The organism is Acinetobacter sp. 16 (assembly GCF_033439925.1).
Lineage (GTDB): Bacteria > Pseudomonadota > Gammaproteobacteria > Pseudomonadales > Moraxellaceae > Acinetobacter > Acinetobacter junii.
In genome coordinates this window covers 1912620-1930777 of the sequence record NZ_CP137746.1, presented here as the reverse complement: position 1 = coordinate 1930777, position 18158 = coordinate 1912620, and the positions used below count along the sequence as shown (strand labels likewise).

Here is an 18158-nt window from a genome sequence, read left to right as displayed (position 1 = left end):
ACGTGAGTCTTGTACTGAGTTACGTAGGCACATACACTACTTCTAATATTGAGGTTAGTCATGCTGTCTAAACATTTAAAACATAAAATCTTAGAGCTAAAATTAGGGCATAAATTAGATCAGTTTAATGTCTATTTAGTGATATTTATTCTAATAGCCATTTTTATTCTTGCATTTAATGCTCTACTACGACCAGTGAATCAGGATCAATATCTGAAGGTTATGCAATTGGCTGAACAAGCTAGTCATCCCAAAACGCAGGCTATGGCTTTGAATGTTTTACAAGCTCAAAAAATTCGTCGGGTCGAATATTTAAAACTATTAAATGCGTTTCAATTTGAATCTACACGTATCCAAGAATATCCTGCACTTTCGCTCGATGATGAATGAGTTTTAATCAAAGTAATTTATTTATAAATGAGGGATTTGTAGCAGTCGGGAAAATAAAATCTATTTATGCTAGACTGACCATCTTTTTAAAAAGCTGCTTTATTCTCAAGGAATTGACATGCAACAGCAATCGAATATGCAAAATAAATTCTTGATAGATGCTGATATCGGCGATGATGATGTCACATTACCGAGTTTACCTGCTGTCGATGTTCCCATTATTGAGCCAGCTGTAAAAACAACAGTTGAAACAACACCTGCGCCAGCTACTAACGTCGAAATAACTGAGCAACATCAATCAGTATCTTCAGAAGAGGAAGAAGAAACCAAATCAACAGGTTTCTTTGGACGTATGAAGGATGGATTAATCAAAACTCGTCGTAGTTTTACCGATGGTATGGTCAATATTTTGATCGGTGGTAAAGAAATCGATGATGAGCTATTAGAAGAAGTTGAAGAACAACTTTTGATTGCAGATATCGGTGTTGAGGCAACAAAAACAATTATCGCAAATCTGACAGAGCGTACAGCACGTGGAGATTTGATCTATTCGCATGCTTTGTATAAAGCATTGCAAGAGGAGTTGGTAGCATTATTGGCTCCTCGTGTGAAGCCACTACATATTGATCCTAACAAGTCTCCTTATGTCATTTTAATGGTAGGTGTAAATGGTGTTGGTAAGACAACAACCATTGGTAAGCTTGCAAAACGTTTACAGGCTGAAGGAAAGAAGGTCATGCTTGCCGCTGGTGATACTTTCCGTGCCGCAGCGACTGAACAACTGCAGATCTGGGGCGAGCGTAACGATATCCCAGTTGTTGCACAGGGTCATGGTGCAGACAGTGCTTCTGTGATTTTTGATGCATTCGAAAGTGCCCGTGCAAAAGGCATCGATGTTCTCATTGCCGACACGGCAGGGCGTTTGCAAAACAAATCTAACTTAATGGAAGAGTTAAAAAAAGTTAAGCGCGTAATGCAAAAGATAGATGCGACTGCACCACATGAAATTATGCTTATTGTGGATGCTGGTACAGGGCAGAATGCGATCAATCAAGTACAGCTTTTTGATGAGGCTGTTGGCTTGACTGGTATTACAATTACTAAGTTAGATGGTACTGCTAAAGGTGGTGTCTTATTCAATATCGCAAGTCGTACTCATGTGCCGATTCGTTATATCGGTGTTGGGGAAAAGATTGACGATTTGCGTCCTTTCTCTGCTAAATCATTTGTTGCTGCTTTGTTCGAGACTGAGAAATAATTTTTAATTATTTAGCTCATTCTTTTAAAAAGAGGTTCTTAGAGCCTCTTTTTTATATTCAAAGCAATCAAAGGAAATTAAGGTAAATCTACAGTTTTATTGTGATCTAAAAATAGGCAACCATTTACGGTCGTTTCAAAAATAAAACGATCTGTTATATTTTTTGGTCTACTAATAAAAAATAAGCCGTTATACACTACATTCAATCCAAGATAACACCCAAAGGGTAAAAGAGGAATAACAACATGAGTAACTTTTTAAACAGCATCAAAGCTCGTCGTACGATTTATGCAATTGGCAAAAACGTGACAGTAGATCAAGCGAAAATTGAAGAAACGATTCGCGAAGCAGTAAAACAAAGCCCTTCAGCATTTAACTCACAAACATCTCGAGTTGTGACGCTTTATGGTGAATCACATACAAATTTCTGGAACATCGTTCGTGAGACTTTACGTAAAATCGTACCAGCTGAAGCATTTGAAGGCACAAATCAAAAAATTGATAGCTTCGCAGCAGGTTTCGGGACTGTATTATTTTATGAAGATCAAGATGTTGTAAAAGGTTTACAAGAACAGTTTGCTTTATATGCTGATAATTTCCCAGTATGGTCTGAACATTCAAGTGCGATTGCTCAGTTTGCAACTTGGACGGCGCTTTCTGAAATTGGTATCGGTGCATCATTACAGCACTATAATCCGATTGTAGATGCGGAAGTTGCTGAGACTTATGATATTCCTGCAAATTGGAAATTACGTGCTCAGTTAGTATTTGGTTCAATTGAAGCGCCAGCAGGCGATAAACCATTTATGGATGACGCTGCACGTTTCAAAACTTTTAACTAAGTTTTTCAAGATTATTAAAAAAGGGCACTTTCAAGTCACTGCTGTCCCACAAATATCACAAGAAGAACCTCAATTGAGGTTCTTCTTGTTTTCGCCATTTTTTATCAGGCACAAAGAGTGACCTTAAAAGTTTCCTTTCAAATAAATTGACCTGAATAATTCTCAGTAAACGCTGAACACTCCATCCTTCTTGTGCCATGTGTTTAGCGAAGTTCACCAGCAAATAGGCAATTAATGCAATCCATATTTGCGTTTGTATCGCATTGCGGCTTCGACCTAGAAATGACTTCAGTTTTAAATTCTGCTTGATGGCTTTAAAGAATAACTCAATCTTCCAGCGGTCTTTATAAATTGCAGCAATGGTGGATGCTGCCAGATGAAAGTTGTTGCTCAGAAATTCGAATGTTCTTTTCTTATCTGTATCATAAAACTCTATACGTCTTAATAATTCAGGTGCGCCTCTTTTCTTGGCATACGCACTGCTCAATTCAATACATTCATCCGCAATAATCCCTTTAGTCGCTAATACGCTGCGGCTTGATTTAACTTGATAAACCATCTTTGGGCGTAGCCGGGTTACAAAGCTGACGTTCTGAAGTGTCAACTGAGCAAACCATTGATAATCAACATATCCTTTATCAAAGACGATAATGCTGCCAGCAGGAAATTTAAATGCTCTGCCTTGCACCATATCATTTTCAATACTATCCCCAAGCGCTACAAATTCAGGAATGGTATTGCTGTGATTTAAGCCAACACTGAGTTTAATACTGGCTTTGGATTCATGTACTTTTGCCCATGCGCACAATGACAGTGAAAGATCAATATGACTGGCATCTAGTGAATACAGTGGATTCTTGAATCTAAATTTATGTGCAGTTTTAGAGTTTTCACAGCGCTGAAGCAGCTGTGTGAACAATTGCTGATACAGGCTGGCGGGCTGTTCTTCGTTGAGTCTTGCTAAGGTGCTTCGCGCAATTCTCTTCGCGCCAAGATGATAGAGCTTTTCCTGCTGGGATTCGAGATTGGATTGAATGTCTCTTAAGCTTTGCCGACAAGAAAGTTGGGACATCAATATGGCAACAAACTGATCCCAGCGGGTGGCTGATCTTAATTTTTGCCCAGAGTGGTGCAGTTTAGCCAGACGTTCAAAATCTTGTCTTAGAATGGGTTTGAGTAATTGATGAAATACGGTATTCTGATGTGACAAAACCTGAGTCCTTTATAGTTAAAGTGTTTGTTTGCACTCATATTTTAACTATTTAGACTCAGGTTTTTTTATTTAAAGCAAACTATGGGACAGTAGTGCTTTCAAGTGCTCTTTTTTGTTTTGAAGTAATGGGTTCGTCTAAAGTTCTATTTTTTATATCACTAAAAAAGATGTATATCTAATAAAAGCCGAATTGTAAGCACTGTCGGTTTGGTTTATTGTCATAAAATAGTCACAATCTCGTAGCATAGTGCATACGGTTTCATAAATAGTTTATATCGAGAAGAGTCTAATGTCTTTAAGAGTTGGTGTTGCTGCTTTAGGTTTATTTTTAAGTAGTTCAGTTTTTTCAGCAGTTACAATCACTGCACCAGAAGAAATTGTCATTCTTGCTGTAAACGGTCAAGAAGTGAATAATGGTCTTCTCGCATCAAAAAAGAATAACTATCAAGTTGATCCTGGTAATTTGACGGTCAATGTACGCTATCGTGAATATTTTGAGCATTTAAATGGTGAGCATGACATCGTTAAATCTGGCGTTGTAACTTTACAAGCTACAGAACTTAAGGATAACCAGTCTTACGTACTTGGATTAGTGAATGCGCCTAAAAGTTTTGAAGCTGCAAAGAAATACGCTGAACAACCAACAGTTGCTTTGTATGATCAAAACAAAAAATTAGTTGTACAGCAAACAGGTGCGAATAATGAAGCTCAACCATGGTTTACTGGTAGTAATTTAATCAGTCGTACTCTAGATTTAACTAGTAAGAATAAAAATAATGCAGTAAATCAACCAGCACCAGTTTATGGTGCAGCAGCAACAAATCAAGTTATCGAAGCACCGATTGCAACTGTTGCGAGTACAAATTCGATCAAATCTACAGATCAGCAATTAGTGGATTTATGGCAGAAAGCATCTAAAGCTGAACGACAAAAGTTTATGGCTTGGTTAGCAGGTCAAACTAATTAATTTTTTAGTATCTGCTTAAAAAACCGATGTTATCATCGGTTTTTTATGGGCTAATGATTATTAAAATGTACTTAGATATAAGAAAAGCAAGAATTGAAGATATAAATCGTTTGGTTGAAGTCATTAATGCAGCTTATCGAAATCAATTTGGTCGAAGTTGGACAACAGAAAAAGACTACGTAAAGGGTGCACGTATATCTAAGCAGCAATTAATTTCTGATCTTAATAATAAAAATTTTGAGTTGTATATAGCCCAATTTGAAGAAAAAATAATTGCTTGCATTGGGCTGACCCTCATGCGTGAATTTGTAGAAATAGGGACATTTGCAATTGATCCCGATCTACAAAATTTAGGCATAGGGCATCGAATGTTGAGTTTTGCTGAAAAATATATACGTGACACTTATACCGATGTTTTGAATATTAATCTATATGTACTTAGTGTACGTAAAGAACTTATTGAATATTATGAACGTAGAGGATTTAATCGCACTGGTGTTGTTGATGATTATCCAATAACTGCGGAGGTGGGAATATCATTAATCCCAGTAAGTCTAGTTGAAATGACTAAAAAAATTAGGTGATTGTTTTGTGTGTAAAGTAATTTAATTGTAATTACATTATGTGGAAAAAGAGGAAGTATTAACTTCCTCTTTTATTATTGATTAGTTAATTACCTAACCAAATAAAATATCCCAAAAGCATTAAAGGCCATGCGATAAAAGGGCTAAATAACCACTTCCATAACCAAAATCTAGGTACAAATCCTACACCATGAATAAAACCACCTGAAATCCCAATCATGACTAACATGAGTATGCTGTGATTATAGTGACCATTTTCATCTAGCATGAGTGCAGGATGAACTAATAAAATTGCAGCAAGAGGCAATGCCAACAAAAAGGAAACGGTCATTGCAACAATTTGCGCTTTACTATTCTTTGGTGTTGACATGACTTGAGCCATTTTATTATTCCTCATCTAAGTCTTGGTGATGTTCAATATAGAGTGCACTAAGTACCCCAGCAAAACATGCCATCAGAACGCCTAGAATCCATGCAAAATACCACATTTCACATCTCCTGATTAATACAAACTATGAGAGTTTTCTTCAATATGTTTGTTGGTGATGACACCCCACATTTTGTAGTAAGACCAAGAGGTATAGATCAAAATGATAGGTACGAAAATACAAGCAGCTACTGTCATCACACCCAGTGTTTTATGACTAGAAACAGCATCCCACATGGTTAAGCTTGATGTTGGATCAATACTTGACGGTAATAAGAATGGGAACAATGAAAAACCTGCTGTTAAAATTGCACCAACAATCATGAGGCTTGTACCTGTAAAACTAGCTGCTGCTTTATGTTTTGCTGCGCTAATAATGACCAGTAAGGCTCCAAGAATTGCGGCAATAGGTGCTGCCATCGTGATTGGGTAAGTTGAATAATTATTTAACCAACCATGATTTGCATTTGTAACTACATTTTTTGCAAGTGGGTTTAATGCCGCATTTGTATCAACTGCCACTGCATAACTATAGCCTGAGATATTTCCAAAGAATAACCATGCACCTGCAGCCAAAAAGCATACTAGGAATACAATTGCCATGATTTGAGTTGCTTTGGCTGAGCGATTATGGAGATCACCATCTGTGCGCAACATTAACCATGCGCCACCATGTGCAGACAGCATACTTAAACTCACCAAACCACAAATAAGTGCAAATGGATTCAATAATGCAAAGAAACTACCTGTATATTGAGAGCGTAGAGTTTCATCTAGTGTGAATGGTACACCTAAGAATAAATTACCAAATGCAACGCCAAATACTAGAGCAGGAACAGCGCCACCAATACAAAGCCCCCAGTCCCAAGAGTTACGCCATTGGGTATTTTCTAGCTTAGAGCGATAATCAAATCCAACTGGTCTGAGGAACAAGGCAAAAAGTACCAATAATAGAGCCCAATACATTCCTGAGAATGCAACTGCATATACCATCGGCCATGCTGCAAAGAGTGCACCACCAGCAGTAATAAACCAAACCTGATTGCCATCCCAGTGTGGCGCAATCGTATTGATCGCAGCACGACGTTCTGAATCAGTTTTTCCTACAAATGGCATCAATGCCATAGAGCCCATATCGAAACCATCGGTGAGGGCAAAGCCAATGAGTAGTACACCAACTAAAACCCACCAAATAATTTTTAGGAGTTCATATTCGATCATGATTGAGCCTCCTTAGTGTTTGCAGCTAGTTTCTCAAAGTGATATTTACCAGTATGCAAAGAACTTGGACCTAAACGTGCAAATTTGATCATTAAGTACATCTCGATAATGAGCAATACTGTATAGAAAGCAGCTAGGGCGATAATTGAACCCCATACATCACCAGCACTCACACTAGAAGCAGAAAGATGTGTAGGTAAGATTTCACCAATTGACCACGGTTGACGACCACCTTCTGCGACATACCAACCCGTTTGTGCTGCAATCCAAGGTAGTGGTAAAGCAAATAATGCAAATTTAAGTAACCAAGGTTTATTCTCTGCATTACGTTTAGCCACAGCCCAAGTTGCAAGAATGAAGAGCAAGAGCATTAGGAAGCCTGAAGCAACCATTGCACGGAATGAGAAGAACAGTGCTGCTACGTTTGGAATAGTGTCTTTTGTTGCTGCCTGAATATGAGCTTCAGTTGCATCAACAACGTTTGGTGTATATTTTTTCAATAATAGACCGTAGCCAAGATCTTTTTGATTTTGCTCAAAAGATGCTAGCAATTCTGGAGAGCGATCACCAGCACGTAACTTTTCCAACTCGCTGTAAGCAATCATACCATTACGGATACGGACTTCATGTTCTTTCATGAGGTCATGTAAGCCTGTAACCTGTTTATCCGTAGAACGAGTAGCGATGATACCCATCACATAAGGGATTTTAATCGCATAGTCTGTACGCATCTCTGCTTGGTTCGGGATACCAAATAGAGTGAAAGCAGCAGGTGCAGGTTCTGTATGCCATTCAGCCTCAATCGCAGCGAGTTTAGTTTTTTGGACGTCACCTAACTCATAGCCTGACTCATCACCAAGTAAGATGACTGAAAGTGTAGATGCTAGACCGAAGATCGCAGCAATAGCGAATGAACGACGTGCAAATGGTAAATCACGTTTCTTTAACAGGTAATAGCTTGAGATTGCCAATACAAAGATTGCGCCAGTGACATAACCAGCAGAAACAGTATGTACAAATTTTACTTGAGCAACTGGGTTGAAAATCAAAGCGCCGAAATCAACCAACTCCATACGCATGGTTTCGTAGTTAAACGCTGCACCAACAGGGTTTTGCATCCAACCGTTTGCGATCAGAATCCATAGCGCAGACATATTCGAACCGATTGCCACTAACCAAGTTACACCTAAATGCTGGACTTTAGATAAACGATCCCATCCAAAGAAAAACAGACCGATAAAAGTGGATTCGAGGAAGAAAGCCATTAAGCCTTCGATGGCAAGTGGTGCACCAAAGATGTCACCTACATAGTGAGAGTAATATGCCCAGTTTGTACCAAACTGAAACTCCATTGTTAAACCAGTGGTAACACCTAAGGCAAAGTTAATCCCGAAGAGTTTTCCCCAGAATTTGGTCATATCTTTATAAATCTCTTTGCCTGAAATCACATATGTGGTTTCCATGATGGCAAGAATAAACGCAAGACCTAAAGTTAGAGGGACGAAAAGAAAGTGATACATTGCGGTCATTGCGAATTGGAACCGCGAAAGATCGACCACGCTTTCAGAAATCATCAACGTGTCTCCTGATTGTTGGACATGTCGCCAGCAATACGCTCAGCGACTTCATTGTTAAAATCTTTGGGAATTGTTGGGGCATCAAACCAGATGTTTTTAATCACAAGTAAAATCACAACTTTAATAATAAGAATGATTGTGATTTCACGGATTAATTTCCGATTAGGATCTTGAGAACTCGTGTTCATAGAACTTAGCCTCATATTAAAAGATATAAAACATTATTAAATAAAATTTATTAAAAATAAACCTTTAGAATAGTTTAAATAAATATAAGCAATAAAAATTATCAAAAACAACTATTTATGAGTATTGTTGATTAATTTTAATTCTAATTATTATCCAACTAAATTAATTGGTTTTTATCATTTTAAACTTGATTAAAACAGTTGTGATTTAATAATATTTTTCCGATTAAAAAGGTTTGATTTAATGTTAATTAATTTAATCTAAAACCAAGTAAAATAGTATGATAATAAAATATCTAGTATTTACATATGCTTATAGAGTTACTTACATAAATAAATAAAATTAATGATGAAGCAGTACTAAAACCTAGTGTAATTGTAGAGTTTATTGTTGAAATTGTGATGCAATTCGCTATATGAGCTTTTAGCTAAAGTAGAGTGATAGGAGGGCTGATCTAAATGACAAATATTGTTGCTCTTTTTGTAACTGTTTGTAATTTTTGATCGTTTGGTGAGCGTTTTGCTTTTGATAAGAATGAAAAATTAATCAGGCGTAAAAAGTTTGTTCGAAATAGATATTTTTTTTGCCAAATAATGAGAGTTGGATCTTCGGCTAATGAGTAGAACCTGAGACTGTAACTCCAGTTCACCGTATTCTGGCTCAACCTGAACATAATAAAGTTGTCCAAATTCATCTCTTACACGCGCTTGTGCTGAAAAACCAGGACGCGCGTTCCCTGTTGAAATGGTTGCTAAGCGACCAACAAGATTTGAATGAGTGTGGGTAACCTTGGGTTTAATGACCTGATCCAGACAGTGAATCATAAAAACGGTAAAGAATATGTCGATGACTAAAGCTGGAATGAATAAATAGTAAGGTGAAATAAAATAGTGTTGAAGTGCAAAAAAGGATAGTTCAAGAAAGTAGCCGGCAAAACTAAAGTTAATCAGTAGGAACACTACGATTAAATATTTTGAGAATTTAACATCTAAAAGGGGTGAGTTCAGTAACCATTCTGGTGTTAATTTCTTAACTAAAGAACTTGGACGTAAACCTATAAAAATCCCAATAGTTTCCGCTATGCTGAGAAAAATCAGAGCCACAACACTCATGTGAAATGGCATAAGATAATAATTAAGAAAAAACTCAGTCATAGCAGAAGTCTTATTGCGTATTAATCAATATAAATACCACCATCAGAGTGGACTTCCAAATTTACCTTCTGAAGATGTTCACCTAGGCATGGACCTGAAATACATTCGCCAGTTTCGACTGAAAACAAAGCCCCATGAGTTGAGCATTGAATGTATTCACGATCTTGATCCAAGAATTGATTTTCTAAGTATTCCAGTTCAGTTTGTAAATGTGGACAAATGTTTTGATATGCATAAAAACTTCCATCTTTTTGTGTAATAAAAATGGTTGTTCCCTTCATGGTGTCAAATGCACGTGACTCACGTTCTGGGACTTCCTCAGTCATGCAAATTTTTTCCATCTTAAGCACATTCCTGTTGAGCATTTTTAAATTGTTCAAAAAGTTTAGCGTAATTTTCTACACTTAAACGAGGACCAAATTGAGCGACAACTTCACTTGATATCAAGATTGCGAGCTGTGCTGCTGCATCCAGTGAAAGTCCAGCGTTAATTGCATATAAAAACGCACCCGCAAAGGCATCACCAGCACCATTTGTGTCTACAGCATTCACATGGCGACCTGCAACATGAAATTGCTTTGCAGGATCAATAATGACTGCGCCATTTGCCCCTTGAGTAATCACGATATGTTGGTTGTTAGATTTTAAAACCTCAATTGCTGCATCGAGCGTTTCAGTATTCGTGAACATAAGTGCTTCTTGTTCATTACAGAATAATAAATCTACACCATCATCCATTAACTCTTCGAGACCTTGACGTGCATATTGCACCATCGCAGGATCTGAAAGAGAAAGGGCGATTTTAACACCATGTTCTTTAGCAAGAGCACGAGCTTGTTTGACAGCAGCTCTTGCTGTGTCGCTCGTAGATAAATAACCTTCGATATATAGCCATTTAGCAGTTTTTAATGGTTCGAAATCTATTTGCTCAGCAGTCAATTCTGCTGTGATGCCGAGAAAAGTGTGCATTGTACGTTCAGAATCAGGGCTAATCAGTACCATGCAGGTACCTGTAACACCATTGCTGATTGACTTACTTGTTGTTGTAATCCCAGCTTCATTTAGTCCATTTAAATAAATGGAACCTAATTCATCGTTACCTACACGGCAGCCATAAAAAGCTGAACCACCCAATGCACTGAAGGCTACAGTTGTATTTGCTGCAGAACCACCACTTGCCTGACCTTTATAAGTTTGCGTTTTTTGTAGCTGTTGAAAAAGAGCTGTTTGTGTTTCACCATCGGTCAACTGCATCGTACCTTTTTGCAAAGCATGTTCTGTTAAGAACTCATACGAAACTTTAAATTCTTGGTCAATGAGTGCATTACCAATTGAAAAAAGATCAACAGTTGCCATGTTTGTCATCACAGTTAAAAATCAAAACATAAAGTTTACACGAATGCTCAAGATTACAGTAGTTTGTTGAAGAAAATTCACTTCATTTACGGTGAGCTTTCTATGCTTATTATTTTGAATGTTCAAGGACTGGAATTAAAAAATATCAAACATCAATTTTGTGTCACTCGCTGCATTTTTCTACAAAAACATAGTAATTTACATGGATATCTGTAGGGATTGTTCGGTAGACTCAGTATCATAAATTGTAATCATTTTATTAGATAATTGGAGAACTCATGACTGTCGATGTTTCTGAAAGCATTAAACAAACTATTCATCCTGCGTTTCAGCTATTACGTCAACACCATGTAGAAGCACTTGATATTCAAGTATCTGAATATAAACACAAAGTGACAGGCGCAATTCATTACCATTTGGCGACTTCTCACGACGAAAATGTCTTTTTAGTTGCGTTTAGAACTCAGCCAATGGATTCCAAAGGCGCTGCACATATTCTTGAACATACTGCATTATGTGGCTCAGAAAAATTTCCTGTACGTGACCCATTCTTTTTAATGATCCGTCGCTCATTAAATACATTTATGAATGCATTTACAGCCGCAGATTGGACAGCATATCCATTCGCCACTCAGAATAAAAAGGACTTCCAAAACTTATTGTCTGTTTATTTGGATGCTACATTTGCTGCAAATTTAAATCCTTTAGATTTTGCGCAAGAGGGTATTCGTATTGAGTTGGAAAATGATCAGGCAGTTTACAAAGGTGTAGTTTTTAATGAAATGAAAGGTGCAATGAGCTCACCTATAGATCAACTTTACCATCAACTTGCTCATCATTTATTCCCTGAAACTACCTATCATTACAACTCTGGTGGTGATCCAAAGGATATTCCTGATCTGACGTATGATCAGTTAGTTGATTTCTACAAAACTCATTATCACCCAAGTAATGCCGTATTTATGACCTTTGGTAATCAAAGTGCTTATGATTTACAAGAGCAATTTGAAACTTTAGCGCTTCATAAATTTTCTAAAGGTACTACTTTATATTCAAAACCAGAAAAGCGACTCACAGCTCCACTTGAGGTGATTGAGAATTACGCGGTTGATAGTGAAGATTTGAAAGATAAAACTTATCATGTTTTATCTTGGTTACTGCCTGAAACAAGTGATATTAAATTACGTTTAGGTATGCGTTTGGTTGAAGGTATTCTTCTTGAAAACTCTGCTTCACCATTACGCCACTATTTGGAAACTTGCGGATATGCACAATCAACTGGTCCGTTAATGGGGGTTGATGATAGTAATTTTGAAATGACTTTCTATTGTGGTGTTCAAGGCTCAAATCCAGAACACGCAAATGAATTCCGTGATGGTGTGTTAAAAGTTTTGAATGATGTTGCTGCTAAACCAGTTGATACGGATTTAGTCGACGCGATATTGCATCAAATCGAATTGCATCAACGTGAAATTAATGGCGATGGAACACCATACGGACTTAGCTTGATCTTAAATGGTTTAGGTAGCGTTATTCACCATAATGATCCTGTTCACGTTTGGGATGTTGATTCTGCGATAGAACAAGTCAAAGAAGAACTCAAAGATCCAATGTGGCTATCTAATCTAATTCAAACGCATTTGTTAGATAATCCACATCGTGTACAAATGACGCTGGTACCAGATGCCACTAAATCAATCAAAGAACAACAAGCTGAACAAGCACGTTTAGCTGAAATCACTGCAAATCTAAATGATGAACAGAAGATTGAGATACAAAAGCAGACTGAAGCTTTAAAGCAGCGTCAGGATACACCTGATGATTTAGATTTATTACCAAAAGTTGGTTTGGAAGATATTCCAGCAGAGTTGCAAATTGTACAAGGTCAATTACGTGAGATCATTTCAAATGGATTAGACACTCCATTGAATCTCTATCACGCTGGAACTAATGGTATTTACTATCAACAAGTTTTAATCCAAATCCCAAATGAAATTGTGCAATCGCCATATTTTAATCTGCTTTCAATTTTGATGGGCGAGGTTGGTGCAGGAGAATATGATTATTTAGAACTTCAACAAATTCAAACAGCCGTCAGTGGAGGTTTGGGTATGGGAGCTTCATTACGAAGCAAAGTTGATGATAAAGATCGTATCAGCGCATGGTTAACTTTAACGACCAAATCACTTACACAAAAATTAGATGCGATTCAATTGTTGAAGTTAGCATTTGAGAAACTAAGATTTGATGAAAAAGATCGAATCATAGAGCTGTTACAACAACGTAAAACACGCTGGCAATCTCGTTTATCAGGTTCTGGGCATAGTTATGCTATGCAGACCGCTTCACGTCAAATGAGCGCATTGGCACGCCGTGATTATCACAATACGGGTTTAGGTGCATTAAACTGGTTAAGTGATTTAGTGGCTAAAATCGATAATGATGAAGCAGCTTATCAGGCATTAATCGATGAGCTTAAGACAATTCACCGAAAGCTTTTACAAGCACCAAAACAGTTCTTATTGGTTTGTGAAGAACATCATTCAGACCGTTTAGTGGAAGAAATCCAAAATGTCTGGGATAAGTTAGATGTCAGCAAAGAACCCGTAACATTAACTACTGTGGACCACGTAGATACAAATTATGATGAAGCTTGGTTAATTCAGTCAAATGTTCAGTTCTGTGCATCCGCTTATCAAGCTGTAGATGTTGCACATGTTGATGCGGCTCCACTTATGGTATTAGCGGCATATTTGCGTAATGGTTATTTGCATAGTGCTATTCGTGAAAAAGGTGGGGCGTATGGTGGTGGAGCAAGCTATGATGGTAATGCCTGTGCTTTCCGTTTCTATAGCTATCGTGATCCTCGTTTAGCAGAAACCTTTAATGATTTTGAAGCGAGTATCCAGTGGCTATTAAATGCTGAACAAAAAGAACATCAACTTGAAGAAGCAATTCTTGGACTGGTGTCTGGTATGGATAAGCCTGGGTCACCTGCTGGAGAGGCAATAACGGCATGTTATGCATTACTACATGCACGCACACCAAAGTTCCGTAAACTTCTACGTGAACGATTATTGAATGTTACTTTAGCTGATTTACAAAGAGTTGCAAAAGAATATCTATTGGAGCAAAAACCTGTGAGAGCAGTAGTGGCTCCATTTGCTAAACGTGAGGAGTTACAAAACTTAGGTTTTGAAATTCAGCAAGTCAATTAAAAGAAAAATTGGAGACCGCTATGACGTTCAAAAAAATTGAACGTGCTCAATTGGAGCTAAGTATACTCGCTATACTTAGTTCTTTTGCTGCATCAAACACCTTTGCACAAGTCGCAGAACCTGCCACTCCAGCTACTGTCGAAGCATGTGTTGCATTAAGTTCGAGTGCAGACCGCTTGGCTTGCTATGACAGCATGTTTAAAGCTCCAACCGTCACTGAGCCACAGGTTGCAGAACCAATGGTAGCGGCTGCACCTCCCGTTAAATCAAAAGAGTTAGAAAAAAGCCCGCCTGAAAGTTTAAAAGATAAAGTGGTTCAAAAGGTCAGCGATTTGAATCTGATTGGCGCTGCTCCGAAATTTGATCCAAATGTATCTTTACTAGATCGACGTTGGGAGTTGTCTGAAGAGAGTAAACTGGGTGTTTGGAATATTCGTGCGTATCAGCCTGTTTATTTACTGCCAGTTTTTTGGACAAGTGATAAAAACGAATATCCAGAGAGTCCGAATCCAAATAACACAGTAACAGATAAGCAAAATTTGACTTCTTCTGAAGCTAAATTCCAGATTTCCTTAAAAACCAAAGCTTGGGAAAATATTTTCGGAAATAATGGTGATCTATGGTTGGATTATACGCAATCATCACGCTGGCAAGTTTATAACTCAGAGGAGTCTCGTCCATTTCGAGAAACCAACTATGAGCCAGAAGCGAGTTTAATGTTTAGAACAAATTATGAACTTCTAGGGTTAAATGCACGCTTATTAGGTGTGACGCTGAATCACCAATCAAATGGTCGTTCAGATCCATTATCAAGAAGTTGGAATCGAGTTATCTTCAATCTTGGTTTTGAGAAAGATAATTTTGCTTTGATGCTGCGTCCTTGGTATCGAATTGAAGAAGATGTGAAAGATGATAACAACCCTGATATTAAAGATTATATTGGGCGCGGAGATTTGACAGCTTTCTACCGACACAAGGAAAATGATTTTTCACTTATGTTGCGCCATTCACTGAAAGGTGGTGATAAGTCACATGGGGCTGTGCAGTTTGATTGGGCATTTCCAATCAAAGGTAAGTTACGTGGTCATCTACAACTGTTTGAAGGCTATGGTGAGAGCTTGATCGACTATAATCATCGAGCAACATATGTCGGACTTGGCGTTTCTTTGATGAACTGGTACTAAATGAGTTTAGACATTCCTGATCCATTATTGCAGCTTGAGGCAAATTGTGGGGTTTTTGCAGTATGGTTGATTCTAAAGCAATATCAATCAAATATTGATATTGCTGAGCTTATTCAATTATGTCGGCATGATTACAACGAAGGAACCTTTACAATTGCTTTGGCTGTGGCATTGAAAAAGTTAGGATTTGAAGTCTCATTCTATACCGCTCCTGACCCTGATATTGATGAAATTGAAAAGAAAATTTACTTAGAGGCGAAGCAACTTCAGATCCCAATTAGACCTGCTTTGACGTATGAGAAGATTCAGCAAGCCTATGAAGATGGCAAATTCGTTATTGTGTTTTATGACACATTAGATGGGGCGGGAAATCAGTCGTTGATCTATTCTATTGATGAGCAAGAAATTAGTTTTTGTGATCATTTTGAGGTTATGTCAAAGGCTGTATTCGAGCAACAATACCAAGCTGATGAAATTTGTCAGCAAGCTATCGTGGTCGAGCAGCCTTTAAACTTTTATCCAATCTGAATATTCGCATTTGCATGTTTCAAGCGGCTCTTTTTAGGGGTTGCTATGAGATATGCAAGGGTGAGTGGACCTAGTCGTCCTGTATACATAAGCAAGCTTAATACAAATAAACTACCGTCATGTAATTCGCCTGTCACACCACGAGAAAGTCCAACCGTACAAGCAGCTGAGACGACTTCAAACATCAAATCTAAAACATCTAATTTTGGTTCAAGCAGAAAAAGCGTAAAACACCCAATAAATACTAACATGCCTGTAATCGCAGTTACGGCTAAAGCTTTATAGGTCGTTTCATGAGAAACAGAGTGATTAAAAATACGAATTTCTTCGTTACGTCGTAAAAATGAAACAACAGTAAGTAATAAGATCACAAATGTTCCAACTTTTATACCGCCTGCAGTACTTAAAGAACCACCACCAATAAACATCAATAGCATAGTAAGTAGCGCGGTACTATGCTCCATTGCACTGGTATTGATGGTATTAAAACCTGATGAACGAGGAACAGTAGCCTGAAACCAAGAGTTCATCGCTTGTTCACCTAATGTCATTGGACCAAGTGTTAATGGGTTATTTGATTCTAAAAGCCAAATAAGAATAAAAGCGATAAGATTTAAAACAAGAATAGTGCTTAGTATAAGTTTGCTATTCGGTGTTAATTTACTCCATTTCTTATTCTGTTTTATATCAATTAGTACTAGAAAACCGATACCACCCAGCGTATAAAGCATACTAATCGTTAAGCAGATCAAATAATGACTTTGAAAGTTGATTAAACTATTGTCAAATAAAGAAAAGCCTGCATTGTTAAAAGCGGAAATACTGTAGAAAATCGAATAATACAATCCTCGCCCTACACCATACATTGGAATAAATGATGTACTCAGGATGATTACACCAATCAATTCAAATAATAAGGTATAAAGTACAACGCCTTTTGCTACGAATGTAACTTTAGATAAGCTTGTTTGCCCTAGGCTGTCTTGAGCCATCATTTGTTGTTTAAGACCTAATTTGGGTGCCAAACTGAGAGCAGCCAAAATCGCGAAGGTCATAAAACCTAAACCACCAGATTGAATCAATAATAAAATTATAACTTGTCCGAGATGGTTAAATGATTCATTTAAATTCACTACAGATAGACCAGTAATCGTGACCGCTGAAGTTGCAGTAAACAAAGCATCCATCCAGCTTAAGTTTCCTTTGTTTGCAATCGGAAGTTTAAGCAGTAATGTTCCAATAATGATAAAGCTTAAGAAGCCAATCGCGAGCAATGTCGGTGGGCTAAGATTAAATATCTTTTGCGAATTTATTTTTATGGTCATTTAGAGGAAGCATCCCGATAATTTTTTTAGATGGGTGAGTAATCCTTCTAATATGAGTACGTCACCTGTTTGTAAGGTAAAACTAGAGTCGATTTCATAAATAATTTGTTCATCACGTTTAAGTAGTAAAAGTTTGATATGAGGTTCTTGTTTGAGAATGCCTGATAGATTTACCTTGTTTAGTTTCTCATGCACAGGCACTTTAATGATGTAATGATCATGATCAAGTGCCATGTAACGGCTAACCATAGGATAGTTAAGCGCTTGCGCAACTCGAACACCCATGTCTTCTTCAGGATGAATAATTTTAGTAATATTTAAGTGAGAAAGAATTGTGTGATGAGCTTTGGTTTTAGCTTTTACTAAAATTTTTTCTACACCCAAATTTTTGAGGTTTAAAACACACAAAATACTTGCTTCAATATCTTCACCAATTGCAACAACAACGGCATCACAATTTTGAATATTCAATTCTTCTAGTACGTGCTCATCTGTAGCGTCAGCAATAACGGCATGAGTGATTTGATCAGCCAAATTTTCCACATTGCGCTTGATCGTATCAATTCCAATAACATCATGATTCAGTTTAGTGAGTTCTAATGCAACAGTCGCCCCAAAACTTCCTAAACCAATGACTGCAAACTGTGCCATAACAATCCTTAACTAAATGAAAAAAATATCTTTTTAACTATTTTAAGACGGAATAATTTGAGCGTGTGTAATCA

General features: G+C 37.5%; 19 protein-coding genes. 8 read left to right on the top strand and 11 right to left on the bottom strand.

Features of this window, described 5'->3' with window-relative positions; genetic code table 11:
- Nucleotides 1-60 precede the first annotated feature (60 nt).
- The 3 genes from R2H34_RS09435 to R2H34_RS09425 all read left to right on the top strand — a co-directional run bounded on the left by R2H34_RS09435 (nucleotide 61) and on the right by R2H34_RS09425 (nucleotide 2490).
- On the top strand, nucleotides 61-390 hold the full coding sequence (locus R2H34_RS09435) for a hypothetical protein (protein WP_004962130.1): 330 nt from the start codon (nucleotides 61-63) through the stop codon (nucleotides 388-390).
- 118 nt (nucleotides 391-508) lie between these two features.
- On the top strand, nucleotides 509-1648 hold the full coding sequence (gene ftsY / locus R2H34_RS09430) for a signal recognition particle-docking protein FtsY (RefSeq protein WP_004911397.1): 1140 nt from the start codon (nucleotides 509-511) through the stop codon (nucleotides 1646-1648).
- Between the two features lie 245 nt (nucleotides 1649-1893).
- Nucleotides 1894-2490, top strand: a complete 597-nt coding sequence (locus tag R2H34_RS09425) for a nitroreductase family protein (protein ID WP_004962126.1) — start codon at nucleotides 1894-1896, stop codon at nucleotides 2488-2490.
- A gap of 55 nt (nucleotides 2491-2545) precedes the next feature.
- On the opposite strand, the gene R2H34_RS09420 is transcribed toward R2H34_RS09425, so the two are convergent.
- The gene (locus R2H34_RS09420; protein ID WP_075696541.1) at nucleotides 2546-3700 is read right to left on the bottom strand and encodes an IS4 family transposase; all 1155 of its coding nucleotides are present in this window, start codon (nucleotides 3698-3700) and stop codon (nucleotides 2546-2548) included.
- Nucleotides 3701-3992: 292 nt separating this feature from the next.
- Between R2H34_RS09420 and R2H34_RS09415 the strand changes: the two genes are divergently transcribed.
- On the top strand, nucleotides 3993-4670 hold the full coding sequence (locus R2H34_RS09415) for a DUF2057 family protein (RefSeq protein ID WP_004962118.1): 678 nt from the start codon (nucleotides 3993-3995) through the stop codon (nucleotides 4668-4670).
- A 53-nt stretch (nucleotides 4671-4723) separates the two neighbouring features.
- On the top strand, nucleotides 4724-5254 hold the full coding sequence (locus R2H34_RS09410) for a GNAT family N-acetyltransferase (RefSeq protein WP_026057441.1): 531 nt from the start codon (nucleotides 4724-4726) through the stop codon (nucleotides 5252-5254).
- Between the two features lie 85 nt (nucleotides 5255-5339).
- On the opposite strand, the gene R2H34_RS09405 is transcribed toward R2H34_RS09410, so the two are convergent.
- From R2H34_RS09405 to R2H34_RS09370, 8 genes are all read right to left on the bottom strand, one after another.
- Nucleotides 5340-5636 carry a cyd operon YbgE family protein gene (locus R2H34_RS09405; RefSeq protein ID WP_004911382.1) on the bottom strand — a complete coding sequence of 99 codons (297 nt, stop codon included), beginning with the start codon at nucleotides 5634-5636 and terminating at the stop codon, nucleotides 5340-5342.
- A gap of 4 nt (nucleotides 5637-5640) precedes the next feature.
- Nucleotides 5641-5742 (bottom strand): cytochrome bd-I oxidase subunit CydX, encoded by a 102-nt coding sequence (gene cydX / locus R2H34_RS09400; protein WP_004653762.1) that lies wholly within the window; start codon nucleotides 5740-5742, stop codon nucleotides 5641-5643.
- Between the two features lie 14 nt (nucleotides 5743-5756).
- Complete coding sequence (gene cydB, locus R2H34_RS09395; protein WP_004962111.1) at nucleotides 5757-6902, bottom strand: cytochrome d ubiquinol oxidase subunit II; 1146 nt, start codon at nucleotides 6900-6902, stop codon at nucleotides 5757-5759.
- Nucleotides 6899-8476: a cytochrome ubiquinol oxidase subunit I gene (locus R2H34_RS09390; protein WP_004962109.1), complete on the bottom strand. Its 1578-nt coding sequence runs from the start codon at nucleotides 8474-8476 to the stop codon at nucleotides 6899-6901. The genes cydB and R2H34_RS09390 overlap by 4 nt, the downstream gene beginning before the upstream one ends.
- Nucleotides 8476-8667, bottom strand: coding sequence for a cytochrome oxidase putative small subunit CydP (cydP, locus tag R2H34_RS09385; protein ID WP_004911375.1), 192 nt, complete (start codon nucleotides 8665-8667; stop codon nucleotides 8476-8478). The genes R2H34_RS09390 and cydP overlap by 1 nt, the downstream gene beginning before the upstream one ends.
- A gap of 543 nt (nucleotides 8668-9210) precedes the next feature.
- The gene (locus R2H34_RS09380; RefSeq protein ID WP_004962107.1) at nucleotides 9211-9822 is read right to left on the bottom strand and encodes an OB-fold-containig protein; all 612 of its coding nucleotides are present in this window, start codon (nucleotides 9820-9822) and stop codon (nucleotides 9211-9213) included.
- 20 nt (nucleotides 9823-9842) lie between these two features.
- Nucleotides 9843-10148 carry a Rieske (2Fe-2S) protein gene (locus R2H34_RS09375; protein WP_017397586.1) on the bottom strand — a complete coding sequence of 102 codons (306 nt, stop codon included), beginning with the start codon at nucleotides 10146-10148 and terminating at the stop codon, nucleotides 9843-9845.
- A gap of 16 nt (nucleotides 10149-10164) precedes the next feature.
- Nucleotides 10165-11178, bottom strand: a complete 1014-nt coding sequence (locus R2H34_RS09370) for an adenosine kinase (protein WP_004962104.1) — start codon at nucleotides 11176-11178, stop codon at nucleotides 10165-10167.
- A gap of 278 nt (nucleotides 11179-11456) precedes the next feature.
- On the opposite strand from R2H34_RS09370, the gene R2H34_RS09365 reads away from it, so the two are divergent.
- The 3 genes from R2H34_RS09365 to R2H34_RS09355 are packed head-to-tail and all read left to right on the top strand — an operon-like array spanning nucleotide 11457 to nucleotide 16108.
- The gene (locus R2H34_RS09365) at nucleotides 11457-14396 is read left to right on the top strand and encodes an insulinase family protein (RefSeq protein WP_004962102.1); all 2940 of its coding nucleotides are present in this window, start codon (nucleotides 11457-11459) and stop codon (nucleotides 14394-14396) included.
- Between the two features lie 20 nt (nucleotides 14397-14416).
- Nucleotides 14417-15580 carry a phospholipase A gene (locus R2H34_RS09360; RefSeq protein ID WP_318342249.1) on the top strand — a complete coding sequence of 388 codons (1164 nt, stop codon included), beginning with the start codon at nucleotides 14417-14419 and terminating at the stop codon, nucleotides 15578-15580.
- Nucleotides 15581-16108 (top strand): cysteine peptidase family C39 domain-containing protein, encoded by a 528-nt coding sequence (locus tag R2H34_RS09355; protein ID WP_004962096.1) that lies wholly within the window; start codon nucleotides 15581-15583, stop codon nucleotides 16106-16108. It abuts the gene before it with no gap.
- On the opposite strand, the gene R2H34_RS09350 is transcribed toward R2H34_RS09355, so the two are convergent.
- Together R2H34_RS09350 and R2H34_RS09345 are read right to left on the bottom strand one after the other, a co-directional pair.
- Entirely contained in the window at nucleotides 16096-17433 is a 1338-nt protein-coding gene (locus tag R2H34_RS09350) for a TrkH family potassium uptake protein (protein WP_318342248.1), read from the bottom strand. The genes R2H34_RS09355 and R2H34_RS09350 overlap by 13 nt on opposite strands.
- The gene (locus R2H34_RS09345; RefSeq protein WP_004911349.1) at nucleotides 17434-18084 is read right to left on the bottom strand and encodes a potassium channel family protein; all 651 of its coding nucleotides are present in this window, start codon (nucleotides 18082-18084) and stop codon (nucleotides 17434-17436) included.
- Between the last annotated feature and the right edge of the window lie 74 nt (nucleotides 18085-18158).

What these genes read in the sequence shown, in the direction of transcription:
- R2H34_RS09435 (WP_004962130.1), top strand. Translation starts at nt 61, where the DNA reads ATGCTGTCTAAACATTTAAAACATAAAATCTTAGAGCTAAAATTAGGG.
- ftsY (WP_004911397.1), top strand. Translation starts at nt 509, where the DNA reads ATGCAACAGCAATCGAATATGCAAAATAAATTCTTGATAGATGCTGAT.
- R2H34_RS09425 (WP_004962126.1), top strand. Translation starts at nt 1,894, where the DNA reads ATGAGTAACTTTTTAAACAGCATCAAAGCTCGTCGTACGATTTATGCA.
- R2H34_RS09415 (WP_004962118.1), top strand. Translation starts at nt 3,993, where the DNA reads ATGTCTTTAAGAGTTGGTGTTGCTGCTTTAGGTTTATTTTTAAGTAGT.
- R2H34_RS09410 (WP_026057441.1), top strand. Translation starts at nt 4,724, where the DNA reads ATGATTATTAAAATGTACTTAGATATAAGAAAAGCAAGAATTGAAGAT.
- R2H34_RS09405 (WP_004911382.1), bottom strand. Translation starts at nt 5,636, where the DNA reads ATGGCTCAAGTCATGTCAACACCAAAGAATAGTAAAGCGCAAATTGTT.
- cydX (WP_004653762.1), bottom strand. Translation starts at nt 5,742, where the DNA reads ATGTGGTATTTTGCATGGATTCTAGGCGTTCTGATGGCATGTTTTGCT.
- cydB (WP_004962111.1), bottom strand. Translation starts at nt 6,902, where the DNA reads ATGATCGAATATGAACTCCTAAAAATTATTTGGTGGGTTTTAGTTGGT.
- R2H34_RS09390 (WP_004962109.1), bottom strand. Translation starts at nt 8,476, where the DNA reads ATGATTTCTGAAAGCGTGGTCGATCTTTCGCGGTTCCAATTCGCAATG.
- cydP (WP_004911375.1), bottom strand. Translation starts at nt 8,667, where the DNA reads ATGAACACGAGTTCTCAAGATCCTAATCGGAAATTAATCCGTGAAATC.
- R2H34_RS09380 (WP_004962107.1), bottom strand. Translation starts at nt 9,822, where the DNA reads ATGACTGAGTTTTTTCTTAATTATTATCTTATGCCATTTCACATGAGT.
- R2H34_RS09375 (WP_017397586.1), bottom strand. Translation starts at nt 10,148, where the DNA reads ATGACTGAGGAAGTCCCAGAACGTGAGTCACGTGCATTTGACACCATG.
- R2H34_RS09370 (WP_004962104.1), bottom strand. Translation starts at nt 11,178, where the DNA reads ATGGCAACTGTTGATCTTTTTTCAATTGGTAATGCACTCATTGACCAA.
- R2H34_RS09365 (WP_004962102.1), top strand. Translation starts at nt 11,457, where the DNA reads ATGACTGTCGATGTTTCTGAAAGCATTAAACAAACTATTCATCCTGCG.
- R2H34_RS09360 (WP_318342249.1), top strand. Translation starts at nt 14,417, where the DNA reads ATGACGTTCAAAAAAATTGAACGTGCTCAATTGGAGCTAAGTATACTC.
- R2H34_RS09355 (WP_004962096.1), top strand. Translation starts at nt 15,581, where the DNA reads ATGAGTTTAGACATTCCTGATCCATTATTGCAGCTTGAGGCAAATTGT.
- R2H34_RS09350 (WP_318342248.1), bottom strand. Translation starts at nt 17,433, where the DNA reads ATGACCATAAAAATAAATTCGCAAAAGATATTTAATCTTAGCCCACCG.
- R2H34_RS09345 (WP_004911349.1), bottom strand. Translation starts at nt 18,084, where the DNA reads ATGGCACAGTTTGCAGTCATTGGTTTAGGAAGTTTTGGGGCGACTGTT.